Consider the following 22,701-nt stretch of genomic DNA (forward strand, 5'->3'; position numbering starts at 1 on the left):
ATGAAGCGTCTGGTTAAAGCGTGCGCAGTGACAGGCGCGTCCAATCACAGGATAATGCGGCTCTTTTTTCGGCGGCTCGCTGCGTGAGCTGGCTCGATACGTTTCCTTGTTTGGCCGCCATAGCCTGACAATCGTGGAGTGTCTGGTTTGATCGTCTTTCGTTATCTGTCCCGCGAAGTCCTGCTGACCCTGAGCGCGGTCAGCGCCGTGCTGCTGGTCATCATCATGAGCGGGCGCTTCATCAAGTACCTCGCGCAGGCGGCCTCCGGCGCCCTGGACCCGGGCTCGTTGTTCCTGATCATGGGATTCCGCCTGCCGGGCTTCCTGCAACTGATCCTGCCGCTGGGGTTGTTCCTCGGCATCCTGCTGGCTTACGGTCGCCTGTACCTGGACAGCGAAATGACCGTGCTGTCCGCCACGGGCATGAGCCAGCAGCGACTGTTTCGCATCACGTTGTTCCCGGCAACGCTGGTGGCGCTGGTGGTGGCCTGGCTGAGCCTGAGCCTGGCGCCCCAGGGAGCCAACCAATTCCAGCTGCTGATCAACCAGCAGGACGCCATGACCGAATTCGACACCCTGGTGCCGGGGCGCTTCCAGGCCCTGCGTGACGGGACGCGTGTCACCTACACCGAACAGCTTTCGGATGACCGGATCAACCTGGGGGGCGTCTTCATCACCCAGAAAAACCTGTCTTCGGATGCCAAGAAAGACCGCGGGATCTCCGTGCTGGTGGCCGAGAAGGGTCGGCAGGAAATCAACCCGGACGGTAACCGCTACCTGATTCTCGAGAATGGCTACCGCTACGACGGCAAGCCGGGCCAGGCCGATTATCGCGCTATCAAATACGACACCTACGGCGTGTTGCTGCCCAAGCCCGAGGCCAGCGACGAAGTCACCGATCGCGATGCGATGCCGACTTCAAGCCTGCTGGGCAGCAATGACATCCGCGCCCGTACCGAGCTGCAGTGGCGCTTGTCGCTGCCGCTGCTGGTGTTCATCGTGACGCTCATGGCGGTTCCGCTGTCGCGGGTCAACCCCCGCCAGGGCCGTTTCCTCAAGCTATTGCCAGCGATCCTTTTGTACATGGCTTACCTGACCATCCTGATTTCCGCCCGCAGCGCCCTGGAAAAAGGCAAGATCCCGCCGGCGCTGGGCCTGTGGTGGGTGCATTCGATATTCCTCGCCATTGGGCTCGGGTTGCTCTATTGGGAGCCCATGCGCCTGAAGCTCGCCAGCCGTCGCAGTGCGCTGGAGGTGGCCCGTGGTTAAACTCGACCGCTACATCGGCAGCAGCGTATTCATGGCGATCCTTGCTGTGCTGGGGATCATTCTTGGCCTGGCGACCTTGTTCGCGTTCATTGATGAAATGAGCGACGTCAGCGACACCTACACCCTGGCGGACGTCCTCAGCTACGTGTTGCTGACCGCGCCGCGGCGCCTGTATGACATGTTGCCGATGGCTGCGTTGATCGGCTGCCTGATTGGCTTGGGCAGCCTGGCGAGCAACAGCGAATTGACCATCATGCGCGCGGCTGGCGTGTCCATCGGTCGGATTGTCTGGGCAGTGATGAAGCCGATGCTGGTACTGATGCTGGTCGGTGTGCTGATCGGCGAATATGTTGCCCCGGCCACCGAGAACACCGCCCAGGCCAACCGTTCCCTGGCCCAGGGTGGCGGCGATGCGCAAAGCGCCAAGCACGGCCTTTGGCACCGCCAGGGTGATGAGTTCATCCATATCAACTCGGTCCAGCCGAACGGTACCTTGTATGGCGTGACTCGCTATCGTTTCGACGATCAGCGGCACATGCTGTCCTCGAGTTTCGCCAAACGCGCCAAATTCGCCGAAGATCACTGGCAACTGAGCGACGTCACCACCACTCTGTTCCACGACAAACGCACCGAAGTGGTCGCCGCTCCAACGGAGCGCTGGGACGTGGCGTTGAGCCCGCAACTGCTCAGCACCGTCGTGATGGCGCCAGAATCGCTGTCGATCACCGGCCTGTGGGGCTACATCCACTACCTGGCAGACCAGGGCCTGAACAACGGGCGCTACTGGCTGGCTTTTTGGGTCAAGGTGTTGCAACCGCTGGTGACCGCTGCCCTGGTGCTGATGGCGATTTCCTTCATCTTCGGTCCGCTGCGTTCGGTGACCCTCGGCCAGCGGGTGTTCACCGGCGTGCTGGTGGGCTTTACCTTCCGTATTGCCCAGGACTTGTTGGGGCCATCGAGCCTGGTGTTCGGTTTCTCACCGCTGTTTGCGGTGCTGGTGCCGGCCGGTGTTTGCGCGTTGGCCGGCCTCTGGCTGCTGCGTCGGGCGGGTTGATCCCATTTTCTTGTGGCGGGGGAGTTTCTGTGGCGAGGGAGCTTGCTCCCGCTGGACTGCGCAGCAGTCCCCTGCAGCCTGCCTGGCACATCGCCATGGCGGATAATCGAGGGGCCGCTTCGCAGCCCAGCGGGAGCAAGCTCCCTCGCCACACGTGACGCTTGCTCAATGGATCAGGTACAATTCCCGGCTATTTTTCGGCGGGCCTTGCCTGCAGCCTTTTTGAGTGTTGATCCGTGAGTGATTTGAGTCATATCCGCAATTTCTCCATCATCGCCCACATTGACCATGGCAAGTCGACGCTGGCTGATCGCTTCATCCAGATGTGCGGCGGCCTGGCCGAGCGTGAAATGGAAGCCCAGGTCCTGGACTCCATGGACCTCGAGCGTGAACGCGGGATCACCATCAAGGCCCACAGCGTTACCCTCTACTACAAGGCCAAAGACGGCATTACCTACCAGCTCAACTTCATCGATACCCCGGGCCATGTCGACTTCACCTACGAAGTCAGCCGGTCCCTGGCGGCCTGTGAAGGCGCGTTGCTGGTGGTCGATGCCGGCCAGGGCGTCGAGGCCCAGTCCGTCGCCAACTGCTACACGGCCATCGAGCAAGGCCTGGAAGTCATGCCGGTGCTGAACAAGATCGACCTGCCACAGGCCGATCCGGAACGCGTGAAGGAAGAAATCGAGAAGATCATCGGCATCGACGCCACCGACGCGGTCACCTGCAGCGCCAAGACCGGCCTGGGCGTCGACGAAGTGCTCGAGCGCTTGGTAACGACCATTCCCGCACCGACCGGCAATATCGAAGATCCGCTGCAAGCGTTGATCATCGACTCCTGGTTCGACAACTACCTGGGCGTGGTCTCCCTGGTTCGCGTGCGCCACGGCCGCGTGAAGAAAGGCGACAAGATCCTGGTCAAATCCACCGGCAAGATCCACCTGGTGGACAGCGTCGGTGTCTTCAACCCGAAACACACCGCCACCGTCGACCTGAAGGCCGGTGAAGTGGGCTTCATCATCGCCGGTATCAAGGACATCCACGGTGCGCCGGTCGGCGACACCCTGACCTTGAGCACCACCCCCGACGTCGAAGTGCTGCCCGGTTTCAAGCGTATCCAGCCGCAGGTCTACGCCGGCCTGTTCCCGGTCAGCTCCGATGATTTCGAGGACTTCCGCGAAGCCCTGCAGAAGCTGACCCTGAACGACTCGTCCCTGCAATACACCCCGGAAAGCTCCGACGCCCTGGGCTTCGGTTTCCGTTGCGGGTTCCTGGGCATGCTGCACATGGAAATCATCCAGGAGCGCCTGGAGCGCGAGTATGACCTGGACCTGATCACCACGGCGCCAACGGTGATCTTCGAACTGCTCCTCAAGAACGGCGAGACGATCTACGTCGACAACCCGTCCAAGCTGCCGGACCTGTCGGCCATCGAGGACATGCGCGAGCCGATCGTGCGCGCCAACATCCTTGTGCCTCAGGAACACCTGGGCAACGTCATTACCCTGTGCATCGAAAAACGCGGCGTGCAGCACGACATGCTGTTCCTCGGCACGCAGGTCCAGGTGACCTACGACTTGCCGATGAACGAAGTGGTGCTGGATTTCTTCGATCGGCTGAAATCCACCAGTCGCGGCTATGCTTCGCTGGACTATCATTTCGATCGCTACCAATCGGCTAATCTGGTGAAGCTGGATGTGCTGATCAACGGCGAGAAAGTCGATGCCCTGGCATTGATCGTGCACCGTGACAACGCGCACTACAAAGGTCGCGCGTTGACCGAGAAGATGAAGGAACTGATTCCGCGGCAGATGTTCGACGTGGCAATCCAGGCCGCCATTGGCGGTCAGATTGTGGCGCGTACAACCGTCAAGGCGCTCAGAAAGAACGTATTGGCCAAATGCTACGGCGGCGACGTCAGCCGTAAGCGCAAGCTGTTGGAAAAGCAGAAGGCCGGTAAAAAACGCATGAAGCAGGTCGGTAACGTGGAAATTCCACAGGAAGCCTTCCTTGCGGTGCTCAGGTTGGATAGTTAGGTCCTATGTCGCTAAATTTCCCGCTGTTGCTGGTTATCGCCGTGTTTGTCTGCGGCCTGTTGGGGTTGCTCGATCTATTGTTCCTGGCGCCCCGGCGCCGGGCCGCCATTGCCTCTTATCAGGGCAGCGTCAGCCAGCCTGATGGCGTGGTCATTGAAAAGCTCAACAAGGAACCGCTGCTGGTCGAGTACGGCAAGTCGTTCTTTCCAGTGCTGTTCATCGTGCTCGTGCTGCGCTCGTTCCTGGTGGAGCCGTTCCAGATCCCGTCCGGCTCGATGAAGCCGACCCTGGATGTGGGCGACTTCATCCTGGTGAACAAGTTTTCCTACGGGATCCGGTTGCCGGTGATCGACAAGAAAGTCATCGAGATCGGCGACCCGCAACGCGGCGATGTGATGGTGTTCCGCTACCCAAGCGATCCGAACGTCAACTACATCAAGCGCGTGGTCGGCCTGCCGGGCGACAAGATCCGCTACACCGCCGACAAGCGTCTGTTCGTCAATGGCGAGCTGGTAGCCGAGCAACTGATCGGCTCCGAGCCGGGCACGCTGGGCAGCGCCGAGCTCTACAAGGAAAAACTCGGCGAAGCCGAACACCTGATCCGCAAGGAAATGAGCCGCTACCGCGCCACCCCGGACCATTCGTGGACCGTGCCGGCGGAGCACTACTTCATGATGGGTGACAACCGCGACAACTCCAACGACAGCCGCTACTGGGATGATCCGAGCATTCCCAAGGACCTGCTGGGCATGGTCCCCGACCGCAACATTGTCGGCAAGGCCTTTGCGGTCTGGATGAGCTGGCCGGAACCCAAACTCAGCCACCTGCCGAATTTCTCGCGGGTTGGCCTGATCAAGTAATCACACACGGCGCTGTTGAACACAGCGCCGAATGCTTTTCTGGAGCCTGCACAAGGTTGCCCGAAGGCATGAAGCCAACGATAGTCAGGACGTCATTTTTGAACACAGCGTTAATTGTCCCAAGCCAGCGGCGCCTCGTCGCCGTGGCGGTGGAATCCAGCCACGAACTCAGCGTGGGTAAACCGTGAGCGTTTCTCTAAGCCGCCTCGAGCGTCAGCTCGGCTACACTTTCAAGGATCAGGAGCTGATGCTCCTGGCCCTCACTCACCGCAGTTTTGCCGGGCGCAACAACGAACGCCTGGAATTCCTCGGCGATGCCATCCTCAATTTCGTCGCCGGCGAGGCGTTGTTCGAACGCTTTCCCCTGGCTCGCGAAGGCCAATTGTCGCGTTTGCGCGCACGATTGGTAAAAGGTGAGACCCTGGCCGTACTGGCCCGTGGTTTCGACCTGGGCGATTATCTACGCCTGGGGTCGGGTGAGCTGAAAAGCGGCGGTTTCCGTCGCGAGTCGATCCTCGCCGATGCCCTGGAAGCATTGATTGGCGCGATCTACCTGGATTCGGGCATGGAAATGGCGCGCGAGCGCGTGCTGGCCTGGCTGACGTCCGAGATCGACAGCCTGACGCTGGTTGACACCAACAAGGATCCCAAGACCCGCTTGCAGGAATTCCTGCAATCGCGCAGTTGCGAACTGCCACGCTATGAAGTGGTGGATATCCAGGGTGAGCCGCATTGCCGAACCTTCTTCGTCGAGTGCGAAGTGGTCCTATTGAATGAAAAAAGCCGAGGCCAGGGCGTCAGCCGTCGTATTGCCGAACAGGTCGCGGCCGCTGCAGCACTGATCGCCCTGGGCGTGGAGAATGGCAATGACTGATACAACCGTCACCCGCTGCGGCTATGTCGCCATTGTCGGTCGGCCGAACGTGGGCAAGTCCACGCTGTTGAACCACATCCTGGGCCAGAAGCTGGCGATTACCTCGCGCAAGCCGCAGACCACCCGCCACAACATGCTGGGCATCAAGACCGAAGGCGACGTGCAGGCGATCTACGTCGACACCCCGGGGATGCACAAGGGCGGTGAAAAGGCCCTGAACCGCTACATGAACAAGACTGCTTCGGCGGCGCTGAAAGACGTCGACGTGGTGATCTTCGTGGTTGATCGCACCAAGTGGACCGAAGAAGACCAGATGGTCCTCGAGCGCGTCCAGTACGTGACCGGTCCGCTGATCGTGGCGCTGAACAAGACCGATCGCATCGAAGACAAGGCAGAACTGATGCCGCACCTGAGCTGGTTGCAGGAGCAGTTGCCGAATGCCCAGATCATCCCGATCTCCGCCCAGCATGGCCATAACCTCGACGCGCTGGAGCGGGTGATTGCCGAGCACCTGCCGGAAAACGATCATTTCTTCCCCGAAGACCAGATCACCGACCGCAGCAGCCGCTTCCTCGCCGCTGAACTGGTGCGCGAGAAAATCATGCGCCAGATGGGTGCCGAGCTGCCATACCAGATCACCGTCGAGATCGAAGAGTTCAAGCAACAGGGGAAGACCCTGCATATCCATGCCTTGATCCTCGTCGAACGTGACGGCCAGAAGAAGATCATCATTGGCGACAAGGGCGAGCGCATCAAGCGCATCGGCACCGAGGCGCGCAAGGACATGGAGCTGCTGTTCGACTCCAAGATCATGCTCAACCTGTGGGTCAAGGTGAAGGGCGGCTGGTCCGATGACGAGCGGGCGTTGCGTTCGTTGGGTTACGGCGACCTCTGATTAGCTGGATATACCGAGAACCATTGTGGGAGCGAGCTTGCTCGCGATGAGGGCCTGATATTCAACATGGACGTTGACTGACAGACCGCTATCGCGAGCAAGCTCGCTCCCACATTGGTTTCGGGTTGTTTATAAAATTTTGCTCGCCCAGTGAGAACTGCGACTTTAATGTCCCAACCCATCGCCCAACCCGCCTACGTCCTCCACAGCCGCGCCTACCGCGAAAGCAGCGCCCTGGTGGATTTCCTCACGCCCCAAGGGCGGCTGCGGGCGGTGTTGCGTGGGGCGCGGGGCAAGGCCGGGACGCTGGCGCGGCCGTTCGTGCCGCTGGAGGTCGAGTTTCGCGGGCGGGGCGAGTTGAAGAACGTCGGGCGCATGGAAAGCAACGGCGTCGCGGCCTGGCTCAACGGCGAGGCGTTGTTCAGCGGCTTGTACCTCAATGAGCTGTTGATCCGCCTGCTGCCCGCCGAAGATCCCCATCCCGCCGTTTTCGATCATTACACCGCGACGCTGCTGGCCCTGGCCGAAGGCCGGCCGCTGGAGCCGTTGCTGCGCTCCTTCGAATGGCGCCTGCTGGACGACCTGGGCTACGGTTTTTCCCTCGACACCGACCTGCACGGCCAGCCCATCGCCGCCGACGGGCTGTACCGCTTGCAAGTGGATGCGGGCCTGGAGCAGGTCTACCAGTTGCAACCGGGGCTGTTCAATGGCGTTGAGCTCTTGGCCATGGCCGAAGCCGACTGGACCGCGCCCGGTGCGTTGGCGGCCGCCAAGCGTTTGATGCGCCAAGCGCTGGCGGTTCACTTGGGTGGCCGGCCGCTGGTCAGTCGCGAGCTGTTTCGCAAGCCCTGATCTCCCCGTATGCTGTGGGCCGAATCTCTGTCCATTCAGGAGCGCTTTTCGTGAGCACCAGCAATCGCATTCTTCTCGGCGTGAACATCGACCATGTCGCCACCCTCCGCCAGGCCCGTGGTACGCGCTACCCGGATCCGGTCAAGGCTGCGCTGGACGCCGAAGAGGCGGGTGCCGACGGCATCACCGTGCACCTGCGTGAAGACCGTCGCCACATCCAGGAGCGCGACGTGTTGCTGCTCAAGGATGTGCTGCAGACCCGCATGAATTTCGAAATGGGCGTGACCGAGGAAATGATGGCGTTCGCCGAGCGCATCCGCCCGGCGCATATCTGCCTGGTGCCGGAAACCCGGCAGGAACTGACCACCGAAGGCGGCCTCGATGTCGCGGGGCAGGAATCGCGGATCAGCCTGGCGGTGGAACGCCTCTCGAAGATCGGCGCCGAGGTGTCGCTGTTCATCGACGCCGACGAGCGGCAGATCGAAGCCTCCAAGCGGGTTGGCGCCCCGGCCATCGAACTGCACACCGGGCGTTACGCCGATGCCGAGACGCCCACCGACGTGGCCGATGAACTGCAACGAGTGGCCGACGGCGTCGCTTTTGGCCTGGCCCAAGGCCTGGTCGTCAACGCCGGCCATGGCCTGCATTATCACAACGTCGAAGCCGTCGCGGCGATCAAGGGCATCAACGAACTGAACATCGGCCATGCGCTGGTGGCCCATGCGTTGTTCGTCGGGTTCAAGTCGGCGGTGGCGGAGATGAAGGCGCTGATCCTGGCGGCTGCCAGGTCCTGAGCCCACCACAAAACTTCTAAACGCCCCGATCAAAACTGTGGGAGCGGGCTTGCTCGCGAAGGCGTCAGGTCAGTCACCATTGAAGTGGCTGACACACCGCTTTCGCGAGCAAGCCCGCTCCCACAGGGGATCTTGGCTGGATACAAAGTATGTGGGTAGTCCAAGCAAAGCTGTGGGAGTGGGCAGCTGTCAGAGCTGCGGGGATTCCTGGTTTGGCTTGCTCTTGTCCACGCCCGGCACATGCAGGTTGCCTTCGGCCACCTGGTTGCCTTCGAGCTGCGGCTGCGTCACCCAGGTGAGGATGTCGTAGTAGCGACGGATGTTCGCCACGAAATGCACCGGCTCGCCGCCCCGGGCGTAGCCGTAGCGGGTCTTGCTGTACCACTGCTTCTGGGAGAGGCGCGGCAGGATTTTCTTCACATCCAGCCACTTGTTCGGATTCAGCCCTTCCTTGGCAGCGAGCTTGCGCGCGTCGTCGAGGTGGCCACTGCCCACATTGTAGGCGGCGAGGGCGAACCAGGTGCGGTCCGGTTCTTCGATGCTCTCGTCCAACTGATCCTTCATGTAGGCCAGGTATTTGGCGCCGCCCATGATGCTCTGCTTCGGATCCAGGCGATTGGACACGCCCATGGCCTGGGCGGTGTTCTGGGTCAGCATCATCAGGCCGCGCACGCCGGTCTTGGACGTGACCGCCGGTTGCCAGAGTGATTCCTGGTAACCGATGGCGGCCAGCAAGCGCCAATCGACTTTTTCTTTCTTGGCGTAGGCCTTGAAGTGCTGCTCATACTTGGGCAGCCGTTGCTGCAGGTGTTGGGCAAAGGTTGTCGCGCCCATGTAGCCGAGGACATCGACGTGCCCGTAATAGCGGTCCTTGAGGCGTTGCAGCGTGCCGTTCTTCTGCACCTTGTCCAGGTAGGCATTGATTTCGTTGAGCAGGCTGTTGTCTTCGCCGGGACCGACCGCCCAACTCTGGCTCCGGGCGTCGCCCAGGTCGAACGCCACGCGCACGTTGGGGAAATACACCTGGTTCATCGCCACTTCGTTGGAATCGACGAGGGTCAGATCGATCTGGCCCTCATCGACCATGCGCAGCAGGTCGACGACTTCAACCGCGTCGGACTCTTCGTATTCGATGCCTGGATATTGCTGCTTCAACTGCGCCAATTGCTCGGCGTGGGTGCTGCCCTTGAGCACCATGATCTTCTTGCCGGCCAGGCCTGCCGCGTCGGTGGGGCGTGACTGGCCGTTGCGATAGATGATCTGGGGGGTGACTTCCAGATAAGGATGGGAGAACCGCACCTGCTGCTTGCGCGGCTCGCTGCTGACCAGGCCCGCGGCGGCCAATACCGGGCCATTCGGCTTGCCGACCTGGCCGAACAGGTCATCCAGGTTGTCGGCGGTCTCGATTTTCAGCTCGACCCCCAAATCCTCGGCGAAGCGCTTCACCAGCTCGTATTCGAAGCCGGTCTCACCATTGCGATCCTGGAAGTAGGTGGCGGGGCTGTTCCGGGTAACGACCCGCAGCACGCCATCCTCCTTTACGCGCTCCAGTGTGTTGGGTTTCTCAACACAACCACTGAGCACCAGGAAGAGTCCGGTTGCGATCAGCCATCTGGCGTACCGCGGACGCAAAGCCGTTGGGGAAAACATCTGCGCAGTATACGCAAACGGCCTCGACCGCCATATATCGACAGCAAAAGGCCAGTCTGCTAGAGGTTGCGAAACATGTCCGCGAGCCAGGCGGGCCGGCGCCCGGCGGGGTTCCTTGCGATAAAAAATAACTCCGGCGCGCGCGCCCGATGACCGCGCCAGCGAGCGGCGGGCGGCACGACCGACGTTCGGCTGGCATCACACGTACCGTTTCGGGTGCCGTCGCCAGCGGTTTAGGCTAGAATGCACGGCCTCAAAGCACACCCCTTCCCGAGGCTGTCCCGAAGATGTTGATCCTGCGCGGCGCTCCTGCCCTTTCTGCCTTTCGCCACAGCAAACTTCTTGAGCAACTGAGCCAGAAAGTCCCGGCTGTCAGCGGCTTGTATGCTGAATTCGCTCACTTCGCCGAAGTCACCGGCGGTTTGACCGGCGACGAACAGCAGGTGCTCGCGCGCCTTCTGAAGTACGGTCCAAGTGTTCCGGTCCAGGAGCCAACCGGTCGCCTGTTCCTGGTATTGCCGCGTTTCGGCACCATTTCGCCATGGTCGAGCAAGGCCAGCGACATCGCCCGCAACTGCGGCCTGGCAAAAATCCAGCGCCTGGAGCGCGGCATTGCCTTTTACGTCGCCGGTGAGTTCAGCGAGGCCGAGGCCCAACTGATCGCCGATGGCCTGCATGACCGCATGACCCAGGTCGTCCTGGGCAACCTGGAACAGGCAGCCGGCCTGTTCAGCCACGCCGAACCCAAGCCACTGACCGCCATCGACGTGCTGGGCGGTGGCCGTGCCGCGCTGGAAAAAGCCAACGCCGAGCTGGGCCTGGCCCTGGCCGAAGACGAGATCGATTACCTGGTCAACGCCTTCCAGGGCTTGAAGCGCAACCCGCATGACATCGAACTGATGATGTTCGCCCAGGCCAACTCCGAGCACTGCCGCCACAAGATCTTCAACGCCAGTTGGGACATTGACGGCCAGAGCCAGGAAAAAAGCCTGTTCGGCATGATCAAGAACACCTACCAGATGCACAACGAAGGTGTGCTGTCGGCCTACAAGGACAACGCCGCAGTCATCGTCGGCAACGTTGCCGGTCGTTTCTACCCGAACCCTGAGACCCGCCAGTACGGTGCGGTCCAGGAGCCGGTGCACATCCTCATGAAGGTCGAGACCCACAACCACCCGACGGCCATTGCCCCGTTCCCGGGCGCGTCCACCGGTTCCGGTGGCGAGATCCGCGACGAAGGCGCCACCGGTCGCGGTGCCAAGCCCAAGGCCGGCCTGACTGGCTTCACCGTGTCGAACCTGCAGATCCCGGGCTTCGAACAGCCGTGGGAAAAGCCGTACGGCAAGCCTGAGCGCATCGTCAACGCCCTCGACATCATGATCGAAGGCCCACTGGGCGGCGCGGCGTTCAACAACGAATTCGGTCGCCCGGCCCTGACTGGCTACTTCCGTACCTTCGAACAATCCATCACCACTCCACGTGGCGAAGAGGTTCGCGGCTACCACAAGCCGATCATGCTCGCCGGCGGCATGGGCAACATCCGCGCCGAACACGTGCAGAAAGGCGAGATCGTGGTCGGCTCCAAGCTGATCGTCCTCGGCGGCCCGGCCATGTTGATCGGCCTGGGTGGCGGCGCGGCTTCGTCCATGGCCACCGGCACCAGCTCGGCAGACCTGGACTTCGCTTCGGTCCAACGGGAAAACCCGGAAATGGAACGCCGCTGCCAGGAAGTCATCGACCGTTGCTGGCAGTTGGGTGAGCACAACCCGATCAGCTTCATCCACGACGTCGGCGCGGGCGGCCTGTCCAACGCCTTCCCGGAGCTGGTCAACGATGGTGGCCGTGGTGGTCGCTTCGAATTGCGCAACATTCCGAACGACGAGCCGGGCATGGCCCCGCACGAAATCTGGAGCAACGAATCCCAGGAACGTTATGTCCTGGCGGTCGGCCCGGCCGACTTCGAGCGCTTCCAGGCCATTTGCGAGCGCGAGCGTTGCCCGTTCGCCGTGGTCGGTGAAGCCACCGCCGAACCGCAACTGACCGTGACTGACAGCCATTTCGGCAACAGCCCGGTGGACATGCCGCTGGAAGTGCTGCTGGGCAAGGCCCCGCGCATGCACCGTTCGGCCGTTCGCGAAACCGAGCTGGGCGACGATTTCGATCCGTCCACCCTCGACATCGCCGATTCCATCGAGCGCGTGCTGCATCACCCGGCCGTGGCGAGCAAGAGCTTCCTGATCACCATCGGCGACCGCACCATCACCGGCCTTGTGGCCCGCGACCAGATGGTCGGCCCGTGGCAGGTACCGGTGGCCGACGTGGCCGTGACCGCCACCAGCTTCGACGTCTACACCGGCGAAGCCATGGCCATGGGCGAGCGCACGCCGCTGGCGCTGCTGGACGCCCCGGCGTCGGGCCGCATGGCGATCGGCGAAACCCTGACCAACATCGCGGCTTCGCGCATCGGCAAGATTTCCGACATCAAGCTGTCGGCCAACTGGATGTCCGCCGCCGGTCACCCGGGTGAAGACGCCCGCCTGTACGACACCGTCAAGGCTGTCGGCATGGAGCTGTGCCCTGAGCTGGGCATCACCATTCCGGTGGGCAAGGACTCCATGTCCATGGCCACGCGCTGGAATGACGAAGGCGTGGACAAGAGCGTGACCTCGCCGCTGTCGCTGATCGTGACCGGTTTCGCCCCGGTCACGGACATCCGCCAGACCCTGACCCCGCAACTGCGCATGGACAAGGGCACCACCGACCTGATCCTGATCGACCTGGGCCGTGGCCAGAACCGCATGGGCGCCTCGATCCTGGCCCAGGTGCATGGCAAGCTCGGCTCGCAAGCGCCGGACGTCGACGATGCCGAAGACCTGAAGGCGTTCTTCGCCGTGATCCAGGGCCTCAACGCCGACGGTCACCTGCTGGCCTACCACGACCGTTCCGATGGCGGCTTGCTGACCACCGTGATGGAAATGGCCTTCGCCGGTCACTGCGGCCTGAACCTGACCCTGGACAGCGTCGCCGAATCCGCCGCCGAGATCCCGGCGATCCTGTTCAACGAAGAGTTGGGTGCGGTGATCCAGGTTCGCCAGGACGCCACCCCGGACATCCTCGCCCAGTTCAGCGCCGCCGGCCTGGCCGAGTGCGTCTCGGTGATCGGCCAGCCGATCAACAACGCCCACATCAACATCACCTTCAACGGCGACACCGTCTTCGAAGGCCAGCGCCGCCTGTTGCAGCGCCAGTGGGCCGAGACCAGCTACCAGATCCAGCGCCTGCGTGACAACGTCGAATGCGCCGAGCAGGAATTCGACGCGCTGCTGGAAGAAGACAATCCGGGCCTGAGCGCCAAGCTCAGCTACGACGTCAACGACAATGTGGCCGCGCCGTACATCAAGAAAGGCATTCGCCCACAAGTGGCCGTCCTGCGCGAGCAGGGCGTCAACGGCCAGGTGGAGATGGCGGCAGCGTTCGACCGCGCCGGTTTCAACGCGATCGACGTGCACATGAGTGACATCCTCGCCGGTCGTGTCGATCTGAACGACTTCAAGGGCATGGTCGCCTGCGGCGGCTTCTCCTACGGTGACGTGCTGGGTGCCGGTGAAGGCTGGGCCAAGTCGGCGCTGTTCAACAGCCGCGCCCGCGATGCGTTCCAAGGCTTTTTCGAACGCACCGACAGCTTCACCCTTGGCGTGTGCAACGGTTGCCAGATGATGTCCAACCTGCACGAGCTGATCCCGGGCAGCGAGTTCTGGCCGCACTTCGTGCGTAACCGTTCCGAGCAGTTCGAAGCCCGTGTCGCGATGGTTCAGGTGCAAGAATCGAACTCGATCTTCCTGCAGGGCATGGCCGGTTCGCGCATGCCGATCGCCATCGCCCACGGCGAAGGCCATGCGGAGTTCCAGAGCGAAGAAGCGTTGCTCGAAGCCGACCTGTCCGGTTGCGTGTCGCTGCGTTTCGTCGACAACCACGGCAAGGTCACTGAAACCTACCCGGCCAACCCGAACGGCTCGCCGCGCGGGATCACTGGCCTGACCAGCCGCGACGGCCGCGTCACGATCATGATGCCGCACCCTGAGCGGGTGTTCCGCGCGGTGCAGAACTCGTGGCGTTCGGACGACTGGAACGAAGACGCGCCATGGATGCGCATGTTCCGCAACGCCCGCGTCTGGGTGAACTGAGGCGGTGTACAAGCTCTGCTTCTTCGTCCCGGCCAGTCATGTGGACGAGGTCAAAAGCGCCGTATTCGCTGCCGGTGGCGGACGAATCGGCGACTATGACCACTGCGCCTGGCAGGTGCTGGGCCTGGGTCAGTTTCGCCCGTTGGACGGCAGCCAGCCGTTCATCGGCGAGGCCGGGCAGGTCGAGCAGGTCGAGGAGTGGAAGGTAGAGCTTGTTGTCGCCGATGAGTTGATCCGCCCCGTGGTGGAGGCGCTGAAACAGAGCCATCCCTACGAGACACCGGCGTATGAGGTGTGGCGGTTGGAGGAATTCTGATTCTCCCGCTGTTGTAATAAAAAACCCGCTGATCGATTCAGCGGGTTTTTTATTGCCCTCCATTTCTGTTTACATATAACTGTGGCGAGGGGATTTATCCCCGCTGGGCTGCGCAGCAGCCCCAAATATTGACTCCCGGTGTGTCAGGCAGATGGGGCTGGCTGCTTAGGGGGCCGCTTCGCGGCCCAGCGGGGATAAATCCCCTCGCCACAAATTGTGTCCTGTTAGGGATTATATTGTGGGGCTCTAAGCCTTGATCCCAGCCCTCGGGCTCACCATCACCACCTCCAACGCCCGCCACAACCCCGGCGCTTTCTCCCCCAGCAGCAAGTGCCAAACGCCACCGTCCAGTGAGCTGATCCCCTGGCACCCAAGCGCCTTGAGCTGGTTTTCCGACAATCCCTTGCCATCGGCCAGTTGCACCCGCAAACGGCTCATCGCCACGCAATCGAGCTGCAACACATTCCCGCCACCGCCCAGGGCCGCGAGCCATTGTTGTGCTTCGGCCTCGGAGACGACTGTCGGCGGGACAGGCTCAGCTACGGCGGCCACGGGCGCGCTGGCTGGTCGTTCGGAAGAGGGCAACGCCAAGCGAATTTCATCCGCAATGCTATCCGCCATCGGCCCCACCACCACTTGCAAGCTGCCGCCATTACCCGGTCTGACCACGGCCATCGCGCCGAGGGCCTTGAGCTGGGCGTCGGACGCCTTGCCGCGATCCACCATGTCCAGGCGCAGGCGGGTGGTGCAGGCGCCAACAGTGATCAGGTTGTCGGCACCGCCCAAGGCTTGGATATACGCAGCGGCGCGTTGGTTTTCGGCGATGACCGGTTTGTCGCCCACCGGTACTTCCTCACGCCCCGGCGTCTTCAGGTCGAAGCGGCGGATGCAGAAGTCGAACACCAGGTAATAAATCGCCGCGTAGGCCAGGCCCACCGGGATGACCAACCAACCGTTGGTGGATTTGCCCCAGCCCAGGACCATGTCGATGAAACCGCCCGAGAAGGTAAAGCCCAGGTGGATATTCAGCAGGTTCGTCACCGCCATCGACAGGCCAGTGAGCAGCGCATGGACCAGGTACAACAGCGGCGCAAGGAACATGAACGCAAATTCGATCGGCTCGGTGACGCCGGTCAGGAACGAAGTCAGCGCCATTGACAGCAGGATCCCGCCCATGACCTTGCGCCGCTGGGGCAGGGCGTTGCGGTACATCGCCAGGCACGCGGCGGGCAGGCCGAAAAGCATCACCGGGAACATGCCGGTCATGAACTGGCCGCCCTTGGGGTCGCCGGCGAAATAACGGGTCAGGTCGCCAGTGACCACCGCGCCGGTAGTCGGGTCGGTGAAGCTGCCGAAGATGAACCAGGCCATGTTGTTGAGGATGTGGTGCAGGCCGGTGACGATCAGCAATCGATTGAATACACCGAAGACGAACGCACCGAAGCTACCGCTGGCCATCAGCAGCTCGCCGAAGCTGTTGATGCCGTGCTGGATCGGCGGCCAGACCAGGCCGAACACCAGGCCCAGGCCGACGGCGCTGAAACCGGTGACGATCGGCACGAAGCGCCGGCCGCCAAAGAACGCCAGGTACTCCGGCAGCTTGATGTCCTTGAAACGGTTGTACAGCGCGCCGGCCAACAGGCCACTGATGATCCCGGCGAGCATGCCCATGTTGATGGTCGCGTCGAGCACCTTCAGGGTCGCGATCATGACCAGGTAACCGATGGCCCCGGCCAGTCCGGCGGTGCCGTTGTTGTCCCGGGCGAACCCCACGGCGATGCCGATGGCGAAGATCATCGGCAGGTTGGCAAAAATCGCTTCGCCAGCGTCGTGGATTATCGCGATATTCAATAGGTCCGTGTCACCCAGGCGCAGGAGCAGGCCGGCGATCGGCAGGATCGCGATCGGCAGCATCAGCGCCCGGCCGAGGCGTTGCAGCCCTTCGATGAAATGCTGGTACATGGCGTCTCTCCTTTTATTGTTCTTCGACGGGCTTCAGCCCAGGGGCCAATGTTGATGACAGGCCTGGCGCACGGCGGCGGCGCTGGCCAGGTTCAGCAAGTCGGTACTGATGCGCTGGCACTGGGCGGCATCCAGGTGGCGTACGCGGTCCTTGATCTCACCGACCTGCGGCGGGCTGACCGACAGTTCCCGTACACCCAGCCCGATCAGCACCGGCGTCGCCAGCGGATCGGAGGCCAGGGCCCCGCACACCCCGACCCAGCGCCCATGCCTGGCCGCACCGACGCAGGTCTGGGCGATCAGCCGCAACAGCGCCGGGTGCAGGGCATCGACCCGGGCGGCGAGACCGGCGTGGTCGCGGTCCATGGCGAGGGTGTACTGGGACAGGTCGTTGGTGCCGATGGACAGGAAATCCGCGTGTTCGGCCAGCTGTTCGGCGAGCAGTGCGGCGGCTGGCACTTCGATCATCACCCCAAGCTGCGGGCGCTCCTCCAGGCCGAGTTCGGCGGCCAAGGCATCAAGGCGCTGGCGGATGTGCAGCAGTTCGTCAACCTCGGTGACCATCGGCAACAGAATGCGGCAGCGCTGCAGTGGACGGGTTTGCAGCAGCGCCCGCAATTGCTGATCCAACAGTTCCGGCCGCACCTGGGCCAGGCGAATGCCTCGCAGGCCGAGCACCGGGTTGGCTTCGGCCGGCAGCGGCAGGTAGTCCAATTGCTTGTCGCCACCGACGTCGATGGTGCGGATGATCACGGGCCTGTCGCCCATGGCATCGAGCACGGCCTGATAGGCCTCGCGTTGTTCTTCGTCGTCGGGGGCGGTGTGGCGGTCGACGAAGAGAAATTCGGTGCGCAGCAAGCCGATGCCATCGGCACCGTTGGCGAAGGCCTCGCCCGCTTCGATGCTGGAGGCAGCGTTGGCGGCGACTTCGATCCCTATTCCATCAACCGTTCGCGCCGGCGTATGGGCGAGGGTCTGTTGCTGGGCGCGCAAGGCGACGCGTTGACTGTGCACTTGCTGCACTTGTGTCAGTCGCTCGGCGCTTGGCGTGAGTTCGAGGCGGCCGCCGTCTGCGTCCAGCACCACCGATTGGCCCGGCGCCTGTGCAAGCAGGGCCTCGCCCAACGCCACCAGGCAGGGCAGGCCTTTGCCCCGGGCCAGGATCGCCACGTGGGAGGTCGCGCCGCCTTCGGCCATACATACGCCGGCCACGCCTTGGGCGCTGAGTTGCAACAGGTCTGAGGGGGTCAGCTCTCGCGCGGCGACGATCGCGCCTGTCGGTACGTCGAACTTACAGGCTTCACCCAGCAACACCCGCAGAACCCGCTGGCGCAGGTCGTGCAAATCATTGGCGCGCTCGGCCAGCAGTGCACTGCCCAATTGCCGTAGCACCTGGCACTGCATGTCGATGGACTGGCTCCAGGCATGGGGCGCGGCACGGCCCTGATCGATCGAGAGGTCAGCGGCGTCCAGCAGGACCGGGTCTTCCAGCAACGCCAGATGGGCGCTGAAAATGGCCTGCTCATCGATGTGGCGCCGGGCCTTGGCGTGTTCCAGCGTGATCTGGATGTCGCGACTGACGTGGGCCAGGGCTTGGCGCAGTCGTTGACGTTGCTCTTCGACGTCATGTCCACCGACATCCTCGGGCAATTGAATGCCCTCCAGCCGGACCAGCGTCCCGCTGACCAGTCCGGGGGCGGCGCAGACGCCGTGCAGCACACCCTCTTCAGCGGCCCGGCTCGGTGCCTTGGCCTGGGGCGCCTGGGTATGAGCCTCTTCGGCCAGGGCCGTGGACAGGGTGGTCAACAGCGCTTGCAACGCCGCTTCGGCATCGCTGCCGCGACAACTGACATGCACCTCAGCCTGTTCGTTGATCGCCAGGCCCATCATGCCCATGACGCTGTCGCAGGACGCCGACCGACCGCCAAAGTGCAGCTGCGAGCGACTCTTGAACCCTTGCGCGGTCTGGCGGACCAAGGCTGCCGGTCGGGCGTGCAGGCCTCCCCGATGGGCGATACGGATCTGGCCGAACACCTCGATGCCGACGTCCAACTCATCGTCACGTGTTTCATTCGGTGTCTTGCTGACGATGTGCAGCAACGGTTCGCCGACCTTGACGCCTTTAAGTGTGATCGGCCGTGCCTGGAAGTGTTCGCCGTTGGTGATGACCAACAGGCTGACCAGGCTTTTGCAGCGCTGGGCCACGTTGTCCAGGTCATAGCGCAGCAGCGCCTGGCCGTTGCTGACTCGCGCACCTTCCTTGACCAGTATGGAAAAACCGTCGCCCTGCAACTCGACGGTGTCCAGCCCGAGGTGCAGCAGCAATTCGGCGCCGTTGTCGGCCCGCAGTGTTACGGCGTGGCCGGTACGAGCGACGTGGATCACCTCGCCGTCGCAGGGGGCGTAGAGGGTATCGTTCAGTGGATCAATGGCGATCCCATCGCCCATCGCACCGCTGGCGAACACCGCGTCCGGCACGTTGGCGAGGGTGAGCACCGGACCGCTGAGCGGGGCGCTGAGGATCAGCTCTTTATTGTTGTTGGGCATGGGCTCGCTCTCTTTGGGATCATTGGCCTTGCATGAAAAGAACGCTGGCGGTTCAGTGGGTCCGGGTGACCTTGCTCAAGTGCCGTGGCTGATCGGGGTCCAGGCCTCGGGCCACGGCCAATCGGGCGGCCATGCCGTAAAAGCTCTGGATCGCCAGGATCGGGTCCAGGGCTGGATGCCCGGCGCGACTCAGCGTCAAGTCGCGCTCGGCGATGTCATCGGGGGCGGCCAGCAGTACCCGGGCGCCGCGCTCGCGCATGTCGGCGGCCAGGCTCAACACGCCAGCCTGCTCGGCACCGCGCGGAGCAAAAACCAGCAGCGGATAGTTTTCGTCGATCAGGGCCATCGGCCCGTGACGGACTTCGGCGCTGCTGAAGGCTTCGGCCTGGATCGCCGAGGTTTCCTTGAACTTGAGTGCCGCTTCCTGGGCGATGGCAAAACCGGCGCCACGACCAATCACCATGAGCCGTTGGCAGTCACGCAGCGCTTCGACGGCGGCGCTCCAATCCTGGCTCGCCGCGTCGCGCAGGCCTTCGGGCAGCGCATGGCCGGCTTCGAGCAACTCGGTGTCGTCCTTCCAGTGGGCCACCAACCGCGCACTGGCGCTGAGGGTGGCAATGAAACTCTTGGTCGCGGCTACACTGCTCTCGATGCCGGCGCACAACGGCACGCTGAATTCGCAGGCCGCCTCCAGCGGAGAATCCTCTGCGTTGACCATCGCCACGCTCAACGCGCCGCGCTTGCGCAACAGGCGCAGGCTGTTGACCAGGTCCGGGCTCTGCCCCGACTGCGAGAACGCGAACGCCACCTGGCCGCTGACCTTCAGCGGCGCCTGTTGCAGCGTGACCACCGACATCGGCAGCGATGCCACCGGCAAGCCCAATTGCTGCATGGTCAGGTAAGCGAAATAACTGGCGGCGTGGTCGGAACTGCCCCGAGCCACGGTCATCGCCACTTGCGGCGGTTGACGACGCAAGCGTCCGGCGATTTCCGCCAGCGTCGGATCCAGTCGCTGCAATTGACGCTCGACGGCTTCGGCTGAGGCGAGGGCCTCTTCAAGCATTTTGGAAGTCAACGGCTTCTCCTTCGACCATTACGTCGATCAGGTTCAGGGCACGGTCAAGGCGCACGCAGTCGGCCCAGGCGCCGGGATGCAGGCGTCCGCGCTCGGGCAGGCCGAGGTAGTCGGCGGGGAATTGCGACAGGCGTCGGGAGGCGTCGTCGAGGGGCAGGCCGATCTTCACCAGGTTGCGCAGGGCCTGGTCCATCGTCAGGGTGCTGCCGGCCAAGGTGCCGTCGGCCAGCCGCACGCCGCCCAGGCATTTGGTCACGGTGTGGCTGCCCAGCTTGTATTCGCCATCGGGCATGCCGGCGGCGGCGGTGGAGTCGGTAACGCAATACAGGCACGGGATCGAACGCAACGCCACGCGCATGGCACCGGGGTGCACGTGCAGCAGATCCGGGATCAGCTCGGCGTATTGCGCATGGGCCAGCGCCGCACCGACGATGCCCGGTTCGCGGTGATGCAGCGGGCTCATGGCGTTGTACAAATGGGTAAAACTGCTGGCCCCGGCGGCCAGTGCCGCGACGCCTTCTTCGTAGCTGCCGAGGGTATGGCCGATCTGCATGCGCACACCGCGAACGCTGAGGGCACGGATCAAGGCATCGTGGCCGGCGATTTCCGGTGCGATGGTAATCACCCGGATCGGCGCCAGGGCCAGGTACGTTTCCACCTCGGCCATTAACGCGGTGTGGGCGAAATTCGGTTGCGCGCCGAGTTTGCCGGGGTTGATGTAAGGGCCTTCCAAGTGAACACCGAGGACACGTGCGCTGCCGCTGGGCCGCCGTTCGCAGAACTCACCGAGGGCCTTGAGGACGCTGGCGATTTCTTCGCTTGGCGCGGTCATGGTGGTGGCGAGCAACGCCGTGGTGCCAAAGCGCACGTGGGTACGGGCGATGGTTTCGAAGGCTGGGGCGCCTTCCATGATGTCCTTGCCGCCACCACCGTGCACATGCAGGTCGATGAAACCGGGCAGCAGGTAGGGCAGGTCGTTGCTCGTCGGGTCGCAGGGCTGGCCTTCGACGGACACGACCTTGCCGTGTTCATGGATCAGGCGGCCGCGTATCCAGCCGTTGGCGGTGAGGATGTTGTCTTCGGACATTGGAATTCTCTGGTCGTCTAGCGCCGCAGCTCTGCGACAAAGTCGTAGTAGTCGTTGCGGCAATAGGTGTCGGTGACTTCGATGGGCGTGTTGTCTTCCAGGTAGCCGACCCGCGTCATCAGCAACATCGCGGTGCCGGGGGCGATGCCCACCAGGGCGGCGAATTCGTCCGAGGCGTTGATGGCCTGGATGTGTTGCAAGGCTCGGACAACCGGTTTGCCGATGCCATCGAGAAATTCATAAAGCGAATCGCCCACCGCCTGCGGCTTGGGAATGATCGACGCCGGCAGGGTGCTCATCTCGATTGCCATGACCGTGTCGTCGGCCTTGCGCAGCCGTTTGAGGCGGGCGACTTTGTCGGTGGGTGACAGGCCCAGGCGGATCAGTTCTTCGTGGGTCGGCGGGGTGATTTCCCGCTCCAGCCATTGGGAACCGGGCACGAAGCCCTTGAGGCGGAGCATCTCGCTGAAGCCACTGAGGCGCGAGAGCGGTTGTTCCAGGCGCGGGGTGATGAACGTTCCGGAGCCTTGGTTGCGGCGGATCAGGCCTTGTTCGAAGAGTACTTCCAGCGCCTTGCGGGCGGTGACCCGGGAAATGCCCAGTTGCTCGCTCAGGCTGCGCTCGGACGGCATCGCTTGTTCGGCTTTCCACTGGCCGGCGTGGATGGCCGCTTCGAGGTTGCGGGCCAGTTGCAGGTAGAGCGGGGTGGGTTGGGTGTCGTCGGGGCGCAGGGCCAGGATGTCGTTCATGTGCGGTGTGTCCGATGCGGTTGTTGTGGGCGTTGTCGCTCGGTGATTGGGGTGGAAGCTAATACCACTTGAATACCATGTCAACGCTGCTTCTGGCGCTTGATATGAATTCATGGGGCATTTTTGGAAGGTTGGCTTTAAGTGGTATTAGCGTGGTGGAGGTGGTGCGTGGAGTTACGGTGTTCGAGCTGATGTTTTTGAGGGCAGTGGTATGCACCGAGGGCAGGTTACGCAATTTGATTTTTATTTCTGGGGCACCGAGTTTCTCCTGTGGGAGCGAGCCTGCTCGCGAAGGCGGCAACACAGTCGATGAAGATGCTGAATGTGCCGGCCTCTTCGCGAGCAGGCTCGCTCCCACAGGGGCAGGTGTCGATCACTGGTTCTGTGAACAACAAAAATCCATTGTGGAGCGAGCTTGATCGCGATAAATCGAAAGACGGACACAAAAATTCCGGTGGAACACCGAACCTGTGGCGAGGGAGCTTGCTCCCGCTGGA

At 62.8% G+C, this 22,701-nt stretch carries 17 protein-coding genes; 11 read left to right on the plus strand and 6 right to left on the minus strand.

The genetic code is table 11. The annotated features are described in order from the left end of the window. Positions 1 to 147 precede the first annotated feature (147 nt). The 8 genes from lptF (at position 148) to pdxJ (ending at position 8,634) form a co-directional block, all read left to right on the plus strand. On the plus strand, positions 148 to 1,269 hold the full coding sequence (lptF, locus tag KSS97_RS06455; protein WP_030139616.1) for an LPS export ABC transporter permease LptF: 1,122 nt from the start codon (positions 148 to 150) through the stop codon (positions 1,267 to 1,269). Continuing rightward, positions 1,262 to 2,323, plus strand: coding sequence for an LPS export ABC transporter permease LptG (lptG, locus tag KSS97_RS06460; protein WP_030139615.1), 1,062 nt, complete (start codon positions 1,262 to 1,264; stop codon positions 2,321 to 2,323). The genes lptF and lptG overlap by 8 nt, the downstream gene beginning before the upstream one ends. A gap of 236 nt (positions 2,324 to 2,559) precedes the next feature. After that, a complete protein-coding gene (gene lepA / locus KSS97_RS06465) occupies positions 2,560 to 4,359 on the plus strand; it encodes a translation elongation factor 4 (protein WP_030139614.1) in 1,800 nt (599 codons plus the stop codon). 5 nt (positions 4,360 to 4,364) lie between these two features. Then, entirely contained in the window at positions 4,365 to 5,219 is an 855-nt protein-coding gene (lepB, locus tag KSS97_RS06470; RefSeq protein WP_217861321.1) for a signal peptidase I, read from the plus strand. 184 nt (positions 5,220 to 5,403) lie between these two features. Further along, the gene (gene rnc / locus KSS97_RS06475; protein ID WP_030139612.1) at positions 5,404 to 6,093 is read left to right on the plus strand and encodes a ribonuclease III; all 690 of its coding nucleotides are present in this window, start codon (positions 5,404 to 5,406) and stop codon (positions 6,091 to 6,093) included. Further along, positions 6,086 to 6,988: a GTPase Era gene (gene era / locus KSS97_RS06480; RefSeq protein ID WP_030139611.1), complete on the plus strand. Its 903-nt coding sequence runs from the start codon at positions 6,086 to 6,088 to the stop codon at positions 6,986 to 6,988. The genes rnc and era overlap by 8 nt, the downstream gene beginning before the upstream one ends. A 168-nt stretch (positions 6,989 to 7,156) precedes the next feature. Next, positions 7,157 to 7,840, plus strand: a complete 684-nt coding sequence (recO, locus tag KSS97_RS06485) for a DNA repair protein RecO (protein ID WP_030139610.1) — start codon at positions 7,157 to 7,159, stop codon at positions 7,838 to 7,840. Between the two features lie 50 nt (positions 7,841 to 7,890). Next, positions 7,891 to 8,634 (plus strand): pyridoxine 5'-phosphate synthase, encoded by a 744-nt coding sequence (pdxJ, locus tag KSS97_RS06490; RefSeq protein ID WP_030139609.1) that lies wholly within the window; start codon positions 7,891 to 7,893, stop codon positions 8,632 to 8,634. 189 nt (positions 8,635 to 8,823) lie between these two features. Here pdxJ and mltF read toward each other — a convergent pair whose 3' ends face one another. Then, positions 8,824 to 10,284: a membrane-bound lytic murein transglycosylase MltF gene (mltF, locus tag KSS97_RS06495; RefSeq protein ID WP_030139608.1), complete on the minus strand. Its 1,461-nt coding sequence runs from the start codon at positions 10,282 to 10,284 to the stop codon at positions 8,824 to 8,826. Between the two features lie 287 nt (positions 10,285 to 10,571). Between mltF and purL the strand changes: the two genes are divergently transcribed. Both purL and KSS97_RS06505 read left to right on the plus strand, forming a co-directional pair. After that, positions 10,572 to 14,468, plus strand: a complete 3,897-nt coding sequence (purL, locus tag KSS97_RS06500; protein ID WP_198796573.1) for a phosphoribosylformylglycinamidine synthase — start codon at positions 10,572 to 10,574, stop codon at positions 14,466 to 14,468. Between the two features lie 4 nt (positions 14,469 to 14,472). Next, the gene (locus KSS97_RS06505) at positions 14,473 to 14,784 is read left to right on the plus strand and encodes a YqfO family protein (protein ID WP_030139606.1); all 312 of its coding nucleotides are present in this window, start codon (positions 14,473 to 14,475) and stop codon (positions 14,782 to 14,784) included. Between the two features lie 246 nt (positions 14,785 to 15,030). Here KSS97_RS06505 and nagE read toward each other — a convergent pair whose 3' ends face one another. Genes nagE through KSS97_RS06530 form a run of 5 tightly spaced genes read right to left on the minus strand, consistent with a single transcriptional unit; the run spans position 15,031 to position 22,204 of the window. Continuing rightward, on the minus strand, positions 15,031 to 16,746 hold the full coding sequence (gene nagE, locus KSS97_RS06510) for an N-acetylglucosamine-specific PTS transporter subunit IIBC (protein WP_030139605.1): 1,716 nt from the start codon (positions 16,744 to 16,746) through the stop codon (positions 15,031 to 15,033). A gap of 33 nt (positions 16,747 to 16,779) precedes the next feature. Next, positions 16,780 to 19,293 carry a phosphoenolpyruvate--protein phosphotransferase gene (gene ptsP / locus KSS97_RS06515; protein ID WP_217861322.1) on the minus strand — a complete coding sequence of 838 codons (2,514 nt, stop codon included), beginning with the start codon at positions 19,291 to 19,293 and terminating at the stop codon, positions 16,780 to 16,782. Between the two features lie 52 nt (positions 19,294 to 19,345). Next, positions 19,346 to 20,368, minus strand: coding sequence for an SIS domain-containing protein (locus KSS97_RS06520; RefSeq protein WP_030139603.1), 1,023 nt, complete (start codon positions 20,366 to 20,368; stop codon positions 19,346 to 19,348). Beyond that, the gene (gene nagA / locus KSS97_RS06525) at positions 20,349 to 21,455 is read right to left on the minus strand and encodes an N-acetylglucosamine-6-phosphate deacetylase (protein ID WP_217861323.1); all 1,107 of its coding nucleotides are present in this window, start codon (positions 21,453 to 21,455) and stop codon (positions 20,349 to 20,351) included. Before nagA ends, KSS97_RS06520 begins: the two co-directional genes overlap by 20 nt. A gap of 17 nt (positions 21,456 to 21,472) precedes the next feature. After that, positions 21,473 to 22,204: a GntR family transcriptional regulator gene (locus tag KSS97_RS06530; RefSeq protein WP_030139601.1), complete on the minus strand. Its 732-nt coding sequence runs from the start codon at positions 22,202 to 22,204 to the stop codon at positions 21,473 to 21,475. A gap of 77 nt (positions 22,205 to 22,281) precedes the next feature. On the opposite strand from KSS97_RS06530, the gene KSS97_RS06535 reads away from it, so the two are divergent. Then, positions 22,282 to 22,623 carry a hypothetical protein gene (locus KSS97_RS06535; protein WP_217861324.1) on the plus strand — a complete coding sequence of 114 codons (342 nt, stop codon included), beginning with the start codon at positions 22,282 to 22,284 and terminating at the stop codon, positions 22,621 to 22,623. Positions 22,624 to 22,701 lie beyond the last annotated feature (78 nt).

This window comes from Pseudomonas alvandae, from assembly GCF_019141525.1.
GTDB classification, from domain to species: Bacteria; Pseudomonadota; Gammaproteobacteria; order Pseudomonadales; family Pseudomonadaceae; genus Aquipseudomonas; species Aquipseudomonas alvandae.